Source organism: Cognatishimia coralii (assembly GCF_037478305.1).
GTDB lineage: Bacteria > Pseudomonadota > Alphaproteobacteria > Rhodobacterales > Rhodobacteraceae > Cognatishimia > Cognatishimia coralii.
In genome coordinates this window covers 65980-82272 of the sequence record NZ_JBBGAZ010000008.1, presented here as the reverse complement: position 1 = coordinate 82272, position 16293 = coordinate 65980, and the positions used below count along the sequence as shown (strand labels likewise).

The window sequence follows — 16293 nt, the reverse complement described above, 5'->3', positions numbered from 1 at the left end:
TATGACGATCAAAACCATCGCGACGACTCCGATAGCTGGCCAGAACCCCGGCACAAGCGGACTGCGCAAAAAGACCGCTGTTTTTCAAAGCCCTAACTTTCTGGAGAACTACGTACAATCCATCTTCGACGGCATTGGCGGCGTAGAGGGCAAACGTTTTGTGATCGGCGGCGATGGGCGGTTTTTCAATCGTCAGGCCATCGATGTGATCCTGCGTATGGCCGCGGCCAACGGCGTCGCTGAATGTATTGTGGGGCGCGATGGTTTACTGTCGACGCCCGCGGCGTCCCATCTGATCAGACTTAATAAAACCGATGGAGGTCTGATCCTTTCTGCAAGTCACAACCCCGGCGGCCCGAATGCGGATTTCGGTTTGAAATTCAACGGAGCAAATGGCGGACCAGCTTCCGAAGCAGTGACCGCAAAGATCTTTGGCGCATCTCAAAACATACAAGAATATCAAATTCTTGACGCCGCCCCCGTAGATTTGAGGCTTGAAGGAAAAACAAAGCTCGGAGACATGACAGTCAAGGTCATCGACCCCGTTTCTGACTATGCAGCCTTGATGGAAAGCCTGTTTGATTTCGATGCCATTCGCACGTTGTTTCAAAACGGTTTCCGCATGTCTTTCGATGCCATGCTGGCAGTGACAGGGCCATATGCAAAAGAGATTTTTGAGAACCGCCTGGGTGCAAAACATGGCACGGTGATAAACGGCGAGCCCAGCCATGACTTTGGCGGAGGCCACCCCGACCCCAACCCGATCTGGGCGCGGGAACTGATGGCGATCATGCATTCTGACACGCCTCCCGATTTCGGAGCGGCCTCGGATGGGGATGGCGACCGCAATATGATCACCGGGCCTCGGCGTTATGTCTCCCCATCGGACAGCTTGGCGATTTTGGCGGATCTGGCGCATCTGGCACCTGCCTATAAAGATGGGCTTGCAGGGGTTGCGCGGTCTATGCCCACGTCCTGTGCGGTGGATCGCGTTGCCGCCGCGAAGGGTATTGAGGGTTTTGAAACCCCAACGGGCTGGAAATTCTTCGGCAACCTTTTGGACGCGGGTCGCGCAACACTGTGCGGAGAAGAAAGCGCGGGCACCGGATCAGACCATGTGCGCGAAAAAGACGGGCTTTGGGCAGTGCTCTTGTGGCTGAATATTTTTGCAGTCACCGGCAAGTCCATGGATCAGATCCTTGCCGATCACTATGCCGCCTATGGTCGTACCTACTATAGCCGCCATGACTATGAGGCCGTTGAAAGCGATAAAGCCAATGCGCTGATGTCCGCGTTGAGAACCAAACTTCCGGACCTTGCTGGACAAGTGGTCAACGGTATGACGATCAAAGCCGCAGACGAATTTGCCTATGTCGACCCCGTGGATGGATCCCGATCCGAAGGTCAAGGTCTGCGCATTCTGTTTGAAGGCGACGCGCGCGCGGTCTTTAGATTGTCTGGCACGGGCACCGAAGGCGCGACTTTGCGCGTCTATCTGGAAAAACTGGAGACCGCGAAGAACAAGTTCAAAGCGGACCCGCAAAAGGCTTTAACCAATGTGATTGCTGCGGCTGAGACTTTGGCCGAAATCAAAGCACACACAGGTCGCGCGGCACCTGATGTCATTACGTAAAAAAACCCCTCCGCGCAGGGCCGCGAAGGGGTTTGTACTCCGTTTATCCCTAGCTCTAGACGAAGCGATTGACGTAGTTTTCCAGAATTTCCTGACGGCCGGAGCGTGGGGCGGGGTTGATGCCGTCAGACAAAACGCGCTCTGAAATCGAAGCGAGATCGCTGTTCAGCATCGCTTCGGCCTCTGGCGTTTTCCAACCGGCGTAACGGTCATCCAGCGCCTTCTGCAGACCACCATCTTCCACCATCGCCGCCGCAGCTTTAAAGCCGCGTGCGCAGACATCCATGCCACCCGCGTGGCTCGCAATCAGGTCAATCGGGTCAATGGACTGCCGACGAATTTTGGCGTCAAAATTCGTTCCGCCTGCGCCCAGACCACCGGCTTGGATGATGTGGTAATAGGTCAGCGCGACTTCGGGCACATTGTTCGGGAATTGATCCGTGTCCCAGCCAGACTGATAATCATTGCGGTTCATATCAATCGACCCCAGCATGCCCTCCGAGGCTGCGACCGCGATCTCATGCTCAAAGCTGTGACCGGCAAGGATCGCGTGACCCTGTTCAAGGTTCAGTTTCACCTCATTTTCCAAGCCATATTTGCGCAGGAAGCCAATACAGGTCGCCGCATCATAGTCATACTGATGCTTGGATGGCTCTTGCGGCTTTGGTTCGACCAGGATCTGTCCTTTGAAGCCGATCTTATGTTTGTAGTCGACAACCATCGACAGGAAGCGGCCCATGTGGTCGAGCTCTTGTCCCATGTCGGTATTCAGCAGCGTCTCATAGCCCTCACGACCACCCCAAAGCACGTAGTTCTCGCCACCCAGCTTATGGGTTGCGTCCATACAGCCTTTCACCGTCGCCGCTGCAAAGGCAAAGACATCAGGATCCGGGTTTGTTGAGGCACCGCCCATCCAGCGCATATGCGAGAACATATTGGCGGTGCCCCAGAGGAGTTTCATGCCCGTCGCTTGCATCTTTTCACCGATGTAGTCGGTGATTTCATTCAAGGTCGACAGGTTGTCGGCAAAGTTGCCCTGCTCGGGACGAATGTCCGCGTCATGCCAGCAGAAGTAGGGCGCATTCAGGATGTCAAACATCTCGAATGCCACATCTGCTTTCATCTTGGCGCGGCCCATATCGTCCTGAGGATGCCAAGGCCGAACAAGCGTCTGACCACCGAAAGGGTCGCCCCCTTCCCACGCGAAGCTGTGCCAATAGGCGATGGCAAAGCGCAGGTGCTCTTCCATCCGTTTGCCCATGACGATCTCGTCGGGGTTATAGTGCCGAAAGGCCAGATCGCTGGTGCTATCAACGCCCTCATAGGCGAGCTTTTCGATACCGTCAAAGAACCCGGTGCTCATTTTCTTATTCCTTTTTAGTGCGTTAGATTATTTTTCGCCCGGCTGTTTGCCGAGAATAATCATACCCAACAGATCGTCGTCCGTGACGTCTTCGACGTCGACAGTTCCTACCAATTGACCGTTTTTCATGACCGAAGCCCGGTCACAAAGTTCCATCACCGCATGGACATCGTGGTCGATCAAAAAGATCCCGATGCCTTGGGCTTTGAGTTGCTTGATCAGATCCGCAACCATTTGCGTTTCATGCGGACCCAGCGCAGCGGTCGGCTCGTCCATGATCAGGATCTTAGCGTTGAAATAGACCGCCCGCGCAATCGCAACGGACTGACGTTGACCGCCCGACAAAGCCGAGACCGGGTCGCTGAACTTCTGGAAGTTCGGATTGAGCCGCCCCATGATTTTGCGACATTCCGCTTCCATCGCCTGATCATCGACCAAGCCCAGCGGCGTGACCAACTCGCGCCCCAAGAAGAGGTTTGAGGCCGCATCAAGGTTATCTGCCAGCGCCAGGGTCTGATAGATCGTCTCGATATTATGGTCGCGCGCATCCCGCGGGTTGGTGATTTCCACCTTGTCGCCATTGATGCGGATTTCGCCGCTGTCCATCTGATAGGCGCCCGAAAGCACTTTGATCAGCGTGGATTTCCCGGCCCCGTTGTGGCCCAGAAGGCCCACAACTTCGCCCGGATGCAGATCGACGCTTACGTGGTCGACCGCCTTGATGCCGCCGAAGGCAATCGAGATGTCTTTCATCTCGACCAGCGGGGTTGCGCCCTGGGCGCGGAGTTCTTTTGCAGTCGCCATTATTTCGCTCCCACACGTTTACGATAGACGATGTCGATAAAGACAGCCAAGACGAGGACCGTGCCTACGACGATGTTCTGGAACGGCGCATCCACGCCAACCATCGCCATGCCGGACTGCAGCGCCTGCATTATCAGCGCGCCAAGGATCGCGCCATAGATCGTCCCTGCCCCACCAGCCAGCGCCGTGCCCCCGATGACCGCCGCCGCGATGACGCGCAGCTCGTCGAGTGTCCCGATGTCATTTGAGTGGTTCGCCAGACGGGCCGAGGCCACGACTGCGGACAAGGCACAGAGGAAACCCATCAGCGCAAAGATCTTCACCGTTAAGAAGCGGGTGTTGATGCCCGACAGCTCTGCCGCATCCGGGTTGCCGCCGGTCGCATAAATATAGCGGCCCAGACGCGTGCGTTTCGCCACCATGGTCATGACAATCGCCACAGCGATGAGGATCAGAACCGAGATCGGCAAGCCGTATCCGACGGTCAGGCCCTCGGGCATCACCTCTCCGCGTGCTTCAAACATACGTTCCAAACGGCGGGTTGGGATGTTGTAGCTGTTCAGGATCCAGACAAAGCCCAGGATCGCGGCCGTGATGATCCCAGAGATCGTAGCCTCCGCCCAGACCGGCTTCACACCAAACCCATGTGCGGCTTTCGCACGACGGCTGCTCCAGAGGGTCCAGACGGCCGCAGCGGCGGCGATCAGACCGATGATCCAGCTCCACGTGGTGCCGAGCGTTCCGTTGGTACCACCGAAAATCAAGAAGGTGCTGTCCAGCGGGCCTTTGGTCTGACCACTGGTCAGATACCAGGCCACGTTACGCCACACGAGGAATCCTCCGAGCGTCACGATAAAGGCCGGGATCGCGAGATAGCCAACCATCCAACCCTGGAAGGCTCCGATCAAGGTGCCCACGGCGAGACCTGCGACGATGGTGATCGCCCATGTCATCGGGTGGTCCAGCCCAAAGCCAAGCGTGCCCGGCAGCCATTCGGTCTGGATCATCGCCATAACGGCGGAACACGTCGCCAGCAGAGCACCGACCGAGAGGTCAATGTGGCGATTGACGATCACAAAGACCATGCCCGAGGCCATGATGGCCACCGACACTGTCTGGATCGACAGGTTAAATATGTTGCGGGGTGTCAGGAAACGTCCATCGGTGAAGATGTTGAATCCAATACACAGAATTACAAACGCGCCAATCATACCCAAAAGCCGGGCGTCCAGTTCCAACTGTTGGAACAGGCCCTTGGCTTCTTTCTTGGGGATTGGCTGAGACGTGGTGTCGGTCATATCCGAACTCCAGGGATCAGCAGTCTTTAACTTAGGGCACCGCCACCGTAGCAGCGGCGCCCCGATTTACAAAATGGCCTTAGTTACAAGGAGCAGGGCCACCGGAAACGCCTTGGCATAGCGCTTCTTGAGTGATCCAGCCAGCGTCAACGACCAGGGACAGGTTGTCCGCGGTGATTGGAACTGGGGCCAAGAAGGTTGCGGTCATGGTGGTTCCTGATGGGGACGTCCAGGACTGCGCGCCCTCTACGTCTTTCATCATGCCGCCGCCCGCAAGCGCCACAGCGATTTCACCCGCTGCGCGACCCAGGTCACGTGCGTCTTTCCAGACGGACACGGTCTGAGTGCCTTTTGCAACGCGGTTCAGAGCTGCGTGGTCGCCGTCCTGACCAGACACAGGAATACCTTCCATGCCTTGCGCAGTCAGAGCTGCAACAACACCACCTGCGGTACCGTCGTTGGACGCAACGACTGCATCAACGTTGTTGTCGTTTGCAGTCAGGATCTGTTCCATGTTGCGCTGAGCGTTCGCTGGCAGCCAGCCGTCGGTGTAGGCTTCGCCCACGATGGTGATTGCGCCGCTGTCGATTGCCGCTTGGATGATCTCTTGCTGGCCGCCGCGCAGGAAGTCTGCGTTCGGGTCAGTCGGAGAACCTTTGATCATGACGTAGTTGCCGGATGGCTGTGCTGCGAAAACGGCACGTGCCTGCATGCGACCAACTTCGACGTTATCAAATGTCAGGTAGTATGCGCGGCTGTCTTCGATCAGACGGTCATAGGCAATCACAGGGATGCCTTCATCCGCTGCTGCTTGTACCGCTGGGCCAATCGCTTGCGCGTCTTGTGCCAGAATGATCAGAGCATCAACACCCTGAGCGATCAGGCTTTCGATGTCAGACAACTGCTTAGAAGAAGACGACTGCGCGTCTGCAGAAACATAAGATGCACCTGCCGCGTCGAGTGCGCCAACGATGGCCGCCTCATCTGTTTTCCAACGTTCCTCCTGGAAGTTGGACCAGCTCACGCCAACAGTAACATCCGCAAAAGCCGCAGTGCTCATCAGCATCGCTGCGACAGAAACAGTACCAAGTACTTTCATAACTTTCCTCCCATTAAGGCCGAACACAAACCTCGTGTTTCGGCGCTAACACAGTTGGTAGTTCAATTTATTTTACTTGTCAAAATATTTATGATAGGCCAGTGAAACTCGCAAAAGGTTAACAAAAAAACCGTTATTTTGCGGGATGGGAGGACAACATCGAACGCGCGACCACCAACGGCGATCAACGCGATCATGGGCGACTGTCTGTTTTGGATTCGATCCGGTCGGCAGGAGAAATTGCTCGAATCGATATCGCGGATGCCACAGGCTTTAGCCCGGCCACCGTCACCGCAATTACGTCAGAACTTTTGAATGCCGGTTTGATCGAAGAGATCATTCCCGAGAACAAACAATCCCAAAGCCGACGCGGTCGTCCGCGCGTTGCGATTAAACTGGCGGGACGGTCTCATCTTATTGCGGGCGTGAAGCTGGGCCACAAAGTGATCTCGGTGCTTGTGCTAGATTTCGAAGGTCAGGATGTGGTCAGCCAAGAGTTTCCGATCGCAAACCCGCGCATGGATCCGGCCGAGTTCGTGGAAGTGATGCTCGAAGCTGTCTCCAAGACCTGCGAGAGCGGTGGTTTCACGATCAATGACCTCTCGGGCATCGGTCTCAGCATGGCGGGTCTGATCCACGCCACCGACGGTTTTGTGCATTGGTCAAGCTCGCTCACCGAGCGCAATGTTGATATGGGCGCACTGATGGAAAAGGCCTCGCCCTGCCCCGTTTTCATCGACAACGACGCGAATTTGGTTGCCAAGGCCGAACACCTCTTTGGCGTTGCGCGCAATCTTGAGAATTTCATCGTGATCACCATCGAGCATGGCGTCGGGATGGGGATCATAATTGACGGCAAGATCTATCGTGGCATTCGCGGTTGCGGCGCGGAACTTGGCCACACCAAAGTCCAGCTCGAAGGCGCGCTGTGTCAGTGTGGCCAACGCGGCTGCCTCGAGGCCTATGTCGGCGACTATGCGATCCTGCGCGAGGCACATAGCGTTCTGGGCGAAGAGATCCACGAGGACGTTGGTTCTCTTTATGACGCAGCAAATAATGGCGACCAACTGGCGGTCTCGGTGCTGGACCGTGCCGCGCGGATGCTGGCGCTGGGTTTGGCGAATGTCGTGAATATCTTTGATCCCGAGTTGATCATTCTGGCAGGGGCGCAGATGTCCTATCGCCACCTTTATGAAGACAAGATCATTGATGCTGCCAAACAGCAGGTCGTTCAGATCGACGCCGAGATGCCGCCCATTCGCGTGCACGCCTGGGGCGACTTGATGTGGGCCAAAGGCGCTGCTGCCTACGCCATCGATCAGGTCTCGGCCCTCAAAGTTCGGGAACTTTCGCGCAATGCTGACTAAGTATCTGGCGAGCGGCCTTTGCTGTCTTGGCAGCCTGGCTTGGGCCGAGCCCGCGGCACCTAAAATGACGCGTATCGACGTACCATCTCATGTCTATGCAGGCGGATGGGAGCATTTCGTTGGCGGAGGCGTTGCGACGTTCGATTGCAATTCAGACAGTTTCCCAGATCTCTATGTCGCTGGTGGAGAAAATCCAGCTCAACTGATGATCAATGACGGCGGTTTAGGGTTCACCGCGCGGACACCAGAAGAGCTCTCGATCACCGGTCTCACCGGCGCATACCCGATAGATATAGACTCCGACGGCATCACCGACCTCGCGATCCTGCGTGTCGGAGAGGATATGATCCTCAGAGGCCAAGGCGATTGCCGCTTTGCGCCTTTTGAGGACATCGGCTTCTCTTCGTCCGATCACTGGACAACCGCATTCTCGGCGACTTGGGAGGGCAACAATACCCTGCCAACGCTGGTCTTTGGCACCTATGTCGACCGCGCGGATCCCAAAGGACCGTTTGAGACATGCGACGCAAGTCTGCTTTATCGGCCCCAGGGGGACCGCTATGACGATCCGATCCAGCTAGAACCTGGGTTCTGCACGCTTTCGATGCTGTTCACCGACTGGGCCCGCACCGGCCGTGCGGATTTACGCGTGAGCAACGACCGCCATTACTACGTGAAGGGCGGCCAGGAACAGCTTTGGGCGATGGAAGAAACCCCGAGGCTTTATGCCGAGGAGGACGGCTGGCGGCCCTATCAGCTCTGGGGCATGGGCATCGCCTCGCGCGATATTACGGGCGATGGGTTTGCCGATGTTTATCTGACCTCGATGGGCGATCAGAAACTGCAGTTCTTCGAGACAGGGTCCTCCCCAGCCTATAAAGACGCAACCTTTGAACGCGGCACCACGGCGCATCGCCCCTACACGGGCGGCGACGGGCGGCCTTCGACCGGCTGGCACGCGGGGTTCGGCGATTTCAACAACGACGGGCTCGACGATATTTTCGTGGCCAAAGGCAATGTGGAACAAATGCCCGTGGCTGCGATGAAAGACCCCAACAACTTGCTGCTGCAAACCTCAGACGGTGATTTCGTCGAAATGGGCGAGGCCGCCGGCATCGCCACCTATGACCGTAGCCGTGGCGGCGCGCTTGTTGATCTGGATCTGGACGGCAATCTGGATCTGGTCGTGGTCAATCGCCGTGCCGACCTTGAGGTCTATCGCAATGAAGGTACGGGTGGAAACTGGCTAGAGATCTCGCTCACGCAAGATGGTGTGAACCGCAATGCAATCGGAGCCTTTATCGAACTGCGTTCAGACATGGGCCTTCAGACCCGAGAGATCACAATCGGAGGCGGTCACGCCAGTGGCGCGCTCGACGCGGAGCATTTCGGACTTGGCAAGTCGGACAAAGCCGAGGTGCGCGTGATTTGGCCAGACGGCGCTGAAGGCCCGTGGCAAACACTATCTGCCAACACCCGCACCGAGATGACGCGCTAGTCTAGCGGCAACCCACTGGGAACGGCCTCTGGCACGCCAAAACGTTTGGCGGGATCCTCAAGTGTTTCCAGAAAGCTGATCAGATCGCTGATGTCCGCTTCGGACAGCGCGCTTGGTGCAAGGACATTTGCGGCAAGGATCGCAGAGGTCTCATCGGCCGACATGGCCCGCAGATCAATCGCGCCGGGAAACGCTGGCAAATGGGCTTTCGCCAAATCATAGCTCGCGTAGGCCTCTTCGACATTGATGTGGTGACGGATCATGTCACCCAAGTCCGCATAGGCCCCATTGTGCCCGTAAGGCGCTGTAATCGTAACGTTTCTCAGGCTCGGCGTGCGAAAGGCGTAGGCGTCGGCAGGGTCTCCGGTCACGCGCATACGGCCCGTGTCCTGCGCATGGCTTTCAAACCGCGCAGCCTTGCCGGGGCCGATCTGGGGCAGACCAATGGCGTGAAAATCATGGTCGGTTTGGAACCAGCCTGAATGACAGGACGCGCAGCCAGCCTCCCCGTAAAACAGTGCCATGCCGCGCGCCGCATCAATCGGCATTTCAGCCTCGCCGCGCATGGCCTGATCAAAGAGGCTATTGTCCGCGCGCCATTCAAAACGGATGAAGTCGGCGACCAGATTGGCGATCAAAGGGAATGTAATCTCTTCGCCCGGCACGACTTTGGTGAACTCTTCCTGATAGGTCGAGATTTCGGCCACCCGCGCGGCAATCAGATCCCAGGCGCCACCTTCTGAGGACAGAAAGCCAAGGCGCACCGCCTGGCTGATTTCGTTTTCGGAATAATGCCCCGCCATCTCATCCGGAGACAGGACAGGAAACATCGCCTGCGCGGAGAGCACGGAATCAAAACCGCTGGTCATTTCAGCCCCCAACGGCGTTCGTATGCCATCTGGTTCGTTTGGATCGGCCTCCAGGCGGCCGTCGTGGAACATGACCTGAAACTCAAGCGCACCAAGGTTCCACATGGCGGGCGCGTTGCGGGGAATGCGTTGCTCTGGCACGTTGGTCGCATCGATGATCCGCTTAGGGCCAAGGCCTATACCGCCCTCTCCGATTGACAAGGAAACCCCGTCTCCGGTGCCGAGGTCAGGGTGATGGCAGGTCCCGCAGCTGATATTCTTGTTGCCCGACAGAATGGGATCATAAAACAGCAACTGCCCCAATTTAGCCCGCAGCGGATCCACCGGAGCGAACTCTGGCAGAGGTCCAAGATCCTGCGCCGCTGCGCCAGACGCGAGGACTATGCCGACCCAAGCCGCCCTCATAGCCCGACACGCTCTGCATCTGCAATCAAAGCCGGAGCAAGGGCCGCATAGCGTTGGTATCCAGCCTCATAAGCCTCCGAAAGCTCTGCGCGCGGATCAATGGTTTCCGCGATGTCTGGCTGGGTCATGATCTCTTCCAAAGATGCCTCCTCTGCGGCAGCCATAGCGAGGCGCACAGCGCCCATCGCGGCTCCGAATTCACCATCAGCCGGCAGCCGCAGCGGCATATCAAAGAGCGTCGCGATGGTTTCCAGCCAAAAGCGCGACCGTGCGCCGCCCCCAAGGGCCAAGACAGAGGATAGCTCGGTGCCCGTGGCTTTCAACGCTTCGAGATTGTCACGCAGCGCGTAGGCCACGCCTTCCAAAACCGCAGCGGTCAGGGCCTTTGAATCGCTGGCGATATCCAGCCCCACAAAAGACCCGCGCAGGGCTGCATTGTTGTGCGGGGTACGCTCGCCGGACAGATACGGCAGGAACATCGCCCGGTTTGGGCCTGTGATCTGATCGGGCAAAGCACGCGCGAGATCTCCGGGTGTTTGCCCCAAATTGCGCGCAAGCCAGTTCAGGCTATCGGTCGCCGCGAGGATAACGCCCATCTGATACCACCGCGCGGGCACCGCGTGACAGAACGTGTGAACCGCGGTCTCGGGCGCTGGTGCATAGCTGTCCTTCGCGGCCAGCAAGACGCCGGACGTCCCCAGCGACACAAAACCCTGCCCTTCCGCAAAACACCCTGCCCCGCAGGCCGCCGCCGCATTGTCGGCGGCTCCTCCGGCCACCACCACAGGCGCTCTGATGCCCCAAGCCTCTTTCAGAGAACTGCGCAGCATGCCAGAGACCTCAGAGCCTTCGACCAACGACGGCATATGATCTTCCGTCAACCCGCCTGCCTTGAGTGCGTCACCTGACCAAGCGCGCGCGCCTGTGTCCAGCCAGCTTGTTCCGGCGGCATCGGATTGATCGGCCACAAACTCCCCTGTCAGCCAAAAACGCAAGTAATCCTTAGGCAACAATACCTTAACAGTTTTGGCAAAGACCTCGGGTTCGTGTTTCGCGACCCACAAAAGCTTCGGCGCTGTGAACCCCGGGAAGACGATATTGCCCGTGATGTCACGCATCTTTGGTGTGGCGTCGAGCGCGGCGGCCTCGGCCGAGGACCGCGTGTCATTCCATAAGATACATGGTCGCAGAACTTGACCAGCACGATCCAGCAAGGTCGCACCATGCATCTGCCCACTGAGGCCAATGCCTTTGATATCCGCCACGGCGGCGGCATTACGCGATTTCAGCGCCCCAATTGCGCTTTCACAGGCCGCGATCCAATCTGTAGGGTCTTGTTCAGACCAACCCGCATGCGGATGCGGGTTGTCATAGCCTGCCTCAGCACTATCGATCACCCGCCCCACCGGGTCCGTCAAAAGCGCGCGCAAGCCAGATGTGCCGAGATCCAATCCCAGATACATCGCGATCCTCCCAATTTATTTTATTTGCAAAAATAAATAAATCGACCCGCGCGTCAAGCTGGAAATTTTAGCTGATCCGACGGTAGACATCGGCAATGACATCAACCGCCATCATCACATCCTCGCGCGTGGTCTCAAACTGCCCCACCTGAAAGCGGATGATCTTCTGCCCCCCAAACGATCCCTGCGTCACATAGATCCGCCCGTCATCATTCAGAGCATCCACGAGCGCTTGCTGCATGGCGTCATCTCCGGGGCATCTGAAGGAAAACAGGCTGAAGATCGGCTCTGTAACAATGTCAAACCCATCCATCGACCGGATCGCTTCACAGACCTCACTTGCCCAGGTCACATGGTTGCGCAGACGCATCCGCAGGCCTTCTAGGCCGTAGGCGCGGATAAGGAACCACAGTTTCAGTGCGCGGAACCGCCGGCCCAGAGGGATCGTCCATTCGGAATAATTCGTAACCTCGGCCCCGGTGGTTTTAAGATATTCCGGTTCGATCTTGAGCGTATTCAACTGAGGCGTCGCGTCCTTTAGAAACTGCACGGAACAGTCAAACTGCGCACCAAGCCATTTGTGGGGGTTAAAGACGATACTGTCGAAGCCTTCGACATCCGCCCAAAAGTCAGCCCGAAATACCGGGCAGATCATGGCGGCGCCAGCCCATGCCGCATCCAGATGGGTATAAAGATCCTCATCTTCAGCGACCTTTAAAACAGGCCCCAGCACGTCACAGGCCCCGATCCCTGTTCCGCCGGTGATCGCGATGATCCCCGCGGGACTATGCCCCGCCGCGCGATCCGCTTGAATAGCAGCGCGCAGCGCATCCGCATCAATCGAATGGCGCGGACCAGAGGTCGGCAGTTTCACCAGATTGTCCTGTCCGATCCCCGCGACCCAACAGGCGCGATCAATCGAAGAATGCACCTGATCGGAACAATAGATCCTAAGATTGCCTTTGCCCGCCAGCCCCTCGCGGTTTCCGGAATAACCCGTCGCACGTTCCCGCATGGTCAGGATTGCCGACAAAGTCGCCGAGGACGCGCTGTCCTGAATAACCCCGGTCATCTGCTCTGGCAGCCCCATCGCCTGACGCAGCCAGTCGACCATGATACCTTCCATCTCGGTCGCCGCCGGAGACGTCTGCCACAGCATACATTGCGCTGCAATCGTCGTCACCAGCATCTCGGCCAACATGGACGGCGGGGCCGCATTGGCTGGGAAATAGGCAAAAAAACGCGGGTGCTGCCAATGAGTCATGCCGGGCATGACGATGCGTTCGAAGTCTCCGATGATGGCGTCCATTGCCTCGCCTGCCTCGGGCGGGCTGTCAGGCAATTGCGCGGCAATGTCGCCCAATGCGGTTTGCGCGCGCACCGGACGATCCCGAAGCGTTTTATGGTAGTCCGCTGCCCATTGCGAAATCTTCTCGCCCCAAACAGCGAACTCGTCCCAATCCATCTGATCTAGGCCTCGTCGATCCCGCCCATGCAGACGTATTTCGTCTCCATGAAGTCCTCCAGACCGTAACGAGAGCCTTCGCGACCCAGCCCCGACATCTTGACCCCACCAAAGGGCGCCTCTGCGGTCGAGATCAGCCCCGTATTCACGCCAACCATGCCAAAATCGAGCGCTTCGGACACGCGCCAAACCCGTGCAAGATCGCGCGAATAGAAATAGGACGCGAGCCCAAAGTCCGTGTCATTCGCCGCCTCAACCGCTTCGCTTTCCTTGTCAAACTTAAACAGAGGCGCAACAGGACCGAAGGTTTCCTCGATGGTCACCAGCATATCGCTTGTCACATCCGTCAGGATTGTCGGTTGATAGAACAGACCGCCCAAGTCATGTGCCTCACCACCCAGCGCGACGCTTGCCCCTTTAGAGGTCGCGTCCTCGACATGTTCCTTAACCTTCGCCACAGCCGCATCATCGATCAGAGGCCCAAAGGTGATGCCCTCGTCAAAGCCGTTACCTGTGGCCAAGGTCGCAACTTTGGCCGCCAGTTTCTCTGCGAATTCATCATAGACGCCAGCCTGCACGTAAATCCGGTTGGCACAGACGCAGGTCTGCCCGTTGTTGCGGAATTTCGCGATCACAGCGCCCTCAACGGCGGCATCCACATCCGCGTCATCAAAGACGATAAACGGCGCGTTGCCACCCAGTTCAAGACCCAGTTTCTTGATCGTCGGCGCGCATTGCTCGTAAAGCAAAGCGCCGATTTCGGTCGAGCCTGTGAAGGTCAGCTTGCGCACTGTCTTAGAACTGGTCAGCGCGCCGCCAATCGCACCAGCGCTGCCGGTCACGACCGAAAACAGCCCCTTGGGCAGTCCCGCGCGCTCGCCCAGCAAGGCCAAAGCCGTTGCGGATAATGGGGTCTGGATGGCTGGTTTCAGCACCATCGCGCATCCGGCGGCAAAAGCAGGGCCCGCTTTGCGGGTGATCATGGCGCTTGGGAAATTCCATGGCGTGATCGCGGCCACGACGCCGATGGGTTGCTTCAACGTCAAAAGGCGTTTGTCGGGCGCGTGGCCCGGCGTGATATCGCCATAAGCGCGGCGCGCTTCTTCCGAGAACCACTCAAGGAAGGACGCAGAATACGCAATCTCGCCTTTCGCTTCGGCCAATGGCTTGCCCTGCTCAGCCGTGAGAATAGTGCCCAGATCATCCTGATGCTCCATCATCAGATCGTGCCACCGTCGCAGAACCTGCGCCCGGTCTTTGGCGGTGCGTTGCGCCCATGCTTTCATGGCTTCTGCCGCGGCCTCGATCGCGGCATCGGTTTCCGCGGCGCCCAAGTTCGGAACACGTCCAATCACAGCACCCGTTGCCGGGTTCGTCACGTTGATGGCATTCTCATCCGTCGCCTCGACCCAAGCGCCTGCGACATAGGCGGCCTCTACCAACAAACTTGGGTCTTTTAGCTGCAAATCCGACATACTGTGGTCTCCGACGATCTAAAGTGAGCAGTGTTTCAGGACAAAGTCTTGCCTTGCAAATCGACACAGAGCAAGCCCTCTCAGGAAGGCGCAGCTAGACAGGAAACCAAGTAAATGAACCCCACCAGATTCAGTTCATTGATGAGTCCAGAAGCCGGCGCCCTGGCAAACTATAGATGGGCTGGCGTCACCGATGTCAGCGACCAACAAGCCAACAATGATTGCGGTGCTTAAAACAAATATTCTCATGAACGACTCCCTTGCTGTGTTGACAGTTAAACGCAGCAACTCAGAGGTTCCGTCGCAAAACACAAAAAAGACCTCCAAACAAACTGGACATTTTTTGAATTTTGTATATTTCACCCCCACCAATAGCCAGAAAACCTAGGCAACGCGCAAAACGCGCCTATACGATAGGATGGACTTGCCTCTGACTTTTGGCCACAAAGCACTATGTCTGAGGCGCGGAATCGCCCCATTTCACCGCATCTCGTAGCACCTGCAAAATGAGCTCCCTATGTTTCGAATTTTGGCACTCCTTTCCCTTTTGATCTCTACAACTGCACAGGCCCAGGATGCGCCTAAGCTGGTAAAACTGTTCGAGGTCGTCGAAAATCAATCCAGCGTCCAGCGTCAGTTCTTTGGCCATGTTGCGGCGAAGGAAACCGTAGACCTCGCCTTCCAAGTTGGCGGTCAAGTGGTCGATATCCCTATTGTCGAAGGTCAGCCTGTTGCACAGGGCGCGCCGATTGCAACGCTGGACGTGGAGCCGTTTCAGCTGGCTCTGGATCAAGCCCGCGTGCAAAAAGACCAAGCAGATCGCACGCTGGAACGTTTGAAGCAATTACAAGGTGGCGCGGTCAGCCGGGTTTCTGTGGATGACGCTGAAACCCAAGCGAAGCTTGCTGAAATCGCAGTGCGCAACGCGGAACGGTCCTTGCGGGACGCGCAACTTTCGTCACCCTTTGATGCAATCGTTGCCTCGCGCTTTGTTGCCAACTTCTCAACCATCGGCGCAGGCACACCGGTTGCGCGTCTGCACGATCTGTCTGAGCTGCGCGTAGAGATCAACGTGCCAGAGGTTCTGTTCCAGCAAGCAGGAGAGAACCCTGACGTTGAGCTGTTCGCCAAATTCCCGGCCAGCGACGAAATGTTCCCGCTAGAGGTACGCGAATTCAACGCCGAGACGTCCCAAGTCGGGCAAACCTTCCGCATCACACTTGGCATGGCCCCACCTGCGGGCCTCGTGGTTCTGCCGGGCTCTTCTGTGACCGTCTTCGCGACCCTCAAAGGTCAATCCGCAACAATCCTGATCCCACAATCCTCGGTCAAAGCGGCCAACGATGGCGCAACGCAAGTGATGTTGTTTAATCCAAACTCCGCAGATGAAGGCACCGTCACGACAGTGCCGGTCTCAATCGCGCCGACCTCTAATGGCTTGTTTATGGTCACCGAAGGCCTGAACGCGGACCAAGAAATCGTGGCGAGCGGCGTCAACCTTCTATCTGACGGCGACCGCGTCAAACGTTTCACCGGTTTTTCGAATTGAGCTGA

General features: G+C 57.4%; 12 protein-coding genes. 4 read left to right on the top strand and 8 right to left on the bottom strand.

Going from position 1 to position 16293, the window contains the following annotated elements; translation table 11 throughout:
• The first annotated feature begins 1 nt into the window (after position 1).
• Entirely contained in the window at positions 2-1633 is a 1632-nt protein-coding gene (locus WG622_RS14025; protein ID WP_339404186.1) for an alpha-D-glucose phosphate-specific phosphoglucomutase, read from the top strand.
• Positions 1634-1688: 55 nt separating this feature from the next.
• On the opposite strand, the gene xylA is transcribed toward WG622_RS14025, so the two are convergent.
• The 4 genes from xylA to xylF form a co-directional block, all read right to left on the bottom strand.
• Positions 1689-2996 carry a xylose isomerase gene (gene xylA / locus WG622_RS14020; RefSeq protein ID WP_339404185.1) on the bottom strand — a complete coding sequence of 436 codons (1308 nt, stop codon included), beginning with the start codon at positions 2994-2996 and terminating at the stop codon, positions 1689-1691.
• Positions 2997-3023: 27 nt separating this feature from the next.
• Positions 3024-3800 carry an ATP-binding cassette domain-containing protein gene (locus tag WG622_RS14015; protein ID WP_339404184.1) on the bottom strand — a complete coding sequence of 259 codons (777 nt, stop codon included), beginning with the start codon at positions 3798-3800 and terminating at the stop codon, positions 3024-3026.
• Positions 3800-5098: a sugar ABC transporter permease gene (locus WG622_RS14010; RefSeq protein WP_209356980.1), complete on the bottom strand. Its 1299-nt coding sequence runs from the start codon at positions 5096-5098 to the stop codon at positions 3800-3802. The genes WG622_RS14015 and WG622_RS14010 overlap by 1 nt, the downstream gene beginning before the upstream one ends.
• Positions 5099-5177: 79 nt before the next feature.
• Positions 5178-6197: a D-xylose ABC transporter substrate-binding protein gene (gene xylF / locus WG622_RS14005; protein ID WP_209356981.1), complete on the bottom strand. Its 1020-nt coding sequence runs from the start codon at positions 6195-6197 to the stop codon at positions 5178-5180.
• Between the two features lie 212 nt (positions 6198-6409).
• On the opposite strand from xylF, the gene WG622_RS14000 reads away from it, so the two are divergent.
• Together WG622_RS14000 and WG622_RS13995 are read left to right on the top strand one after the other, a co-directional pair.
• A complete protein-coding gene (locus WG622_RS14000; RefSeq protein WP_339404183.1) occupies positions 6410-7564 on the top strand; it encodes an ROK family protein in 1155 nt (384 codons plus the stop codon).
• Between the two features lie 64 nt (positions 7565-7628).
• Positions 7629-9062, top strand: a complete 1434-nt coding sequence (locus tag WG622_RS13995; RefSeq protein ID WP_339404182.1) for a CRTAC1 family protein — start codon at positions 7629-7631, stop codon at positions 9060-9062.
• On the opposite strand, the gene WG622_RS13990 is transcribed toward WG622_RS13995, so the two are convergent.
• The 4 genes from WG622_RS13990 to WG622_RS13975 all read right to left on the bottom strand — a co-directional run bounded on the left by WG622_RS13990 (position 9059) and on the right by WG622_RS13975 (position 14739).
• Positions 9059-10336: a cytochrome-c peroxidase gene (locus tag WG622_RS13990; protein WP_339404181.1), complete on the bottom strand. Its 1278-nt coding sequence runs from the start codon at positions 10334-10336 to the stop codon at positions 9059-9061. The genes WG622_RS13995 and WG622_RS13990 overlap by 4 nt on opposite strands.
• Positions 10333-11799 (bottom strand): xylulokinase, encoded by a 1467-nt coding sequence (xylB, locus tag WG622_RS13985; protein ID WP_339404180.1) that lies wholly within the window; start codon positions 11797-11799, stop codon positions 10333-10335. The genes WG622_RS13990 and xylB overlap by 4 nt, the downstream gene beginning before the upstream one ends.
• Before the next feature lie 67 nt (positions 11800-11866).
• Positions 11867-13264 (bottom strand): pyridoxal phosphate-dependent decarboxylase family protein, encoded by a 1398-nt coding sequence (locus tag WG622_RS13980; protein WP_339404179.1) that lies wholly within the window; start codon positions 13262-13264, stop codon positions 11867-11869.
• A gap of 5 nt (positions 13265-13269) precedes the next feature.
• On the bottom strand, positions 13270-14739 hold the full coding sequence (locus tag WG622_RS13975) for an NAD-dependent succinate-semialdehyde dehydrogenase (RefSeq protein WP_339404178.1): 1470 nt from the start codon (positions 14737-14739) through the stop codon (positions 13270-13272).
• A gap of 517 nt (positions 14740-15256) precedes the next feature.
• Between WG622_RS13975 and WG622_RS13970 the strand changes: the two genes are divergently transcribed.
• Entirely contained in the window at positions 15257-16288 is a 1032-nt protein-coding gene (locus WG622_RS13970) for an efflux RND transporter periplasmic adaptor subunit (RefSeq protein WP_209356986.1), read from the top strand.
• The last annotated feature ends 5 nt before the right edge of the window (positions 16289-16293 follow it).

What these genes read in the sequence shown, in the direction of transcription:
- WG622_RS13970 (WP_209356986.1), top strand. Translation starts at nt 15,257, where the DNA reads ATGTTTCGAATTTTGGCACTCCTTTCCCTTTTGATCTCTACAACTGCA.
- WG622_RS13980 (WP_339404179.1), bottom strand. Translation starts at nt 13,264, where the DNA reads ATGGATTGGGACGAGTTCGCTGTTTGGGGCGAGAAGATTTCGCAATGG.
- WG622_RS13995 (WP_339404182.1), top strand. Translation starts at nt 7,629, where the DNA reads ATGACGCGTATCGACGTACCATCTCATGTCTATGCAGGCGGATGGGAG.
- WG622_RS14015 (WP_339404184.1), bottom strand. Translation starts at nt 3,800, where the DNA reads ATGGCGACTGCAAAAGAACTCCGCGCCCAGGGCGCAACCCCGCTGGTC.
- WG622_RS13990 (WP_339404181.1), bottom strand. Translation starts at nt 10,336, where the DNA reads ATGAGGGCGGCTTGGGTCGGCATAGTCCTCGCGTCTGGCGCAGCGGCG.
- xylB (WP_339404180.1), bottom strand. Translation starts at nt 11,799, where the DNA reads ATGTATCTGGGATTGGATCTCGGCACATCTGGCTTGCGCGCGCTTTTG.
- WG622_RS14025 (WP_339404186.1), top strand. Translation starts at nt 2, where the DNA reads ATGACGATCAAAACCATCGCGACGACTCCGATAGCTGGCCAGAACCCC.
- xylA (WP_339404185.1), bottom strand. Translation starts at nt 2,996, where the DNA reads ATGAGCACCGGGTTCTTTGACGGTATCGAAAAGCTCGCCTATGAGGGC.
- WG622_RS13975 (WP_339404178.1), bottom strand. Translation starts at nt 14,739, where the DNA reads ATGTCGGATTTGCAGCTAAAAGACCCAAGTTTGTTGGTAGAGGCCGCC.
- xylF (WP_209356981.1), bottom strand. Translation starts at nt 6,197, where the DNA reads ATGAAAGTACTTGGTACTGTTTCTGTCGCAGCGATGCTGATGAGCACT.
- WG622_RS14010 (WP_209356980.1), bottom strand. Translation starts at nt 5,098, where the DNA reads ATGACCGACACCACGTCTCAGCCAATCCCCAAGAAAGAAGCCAAGGGC.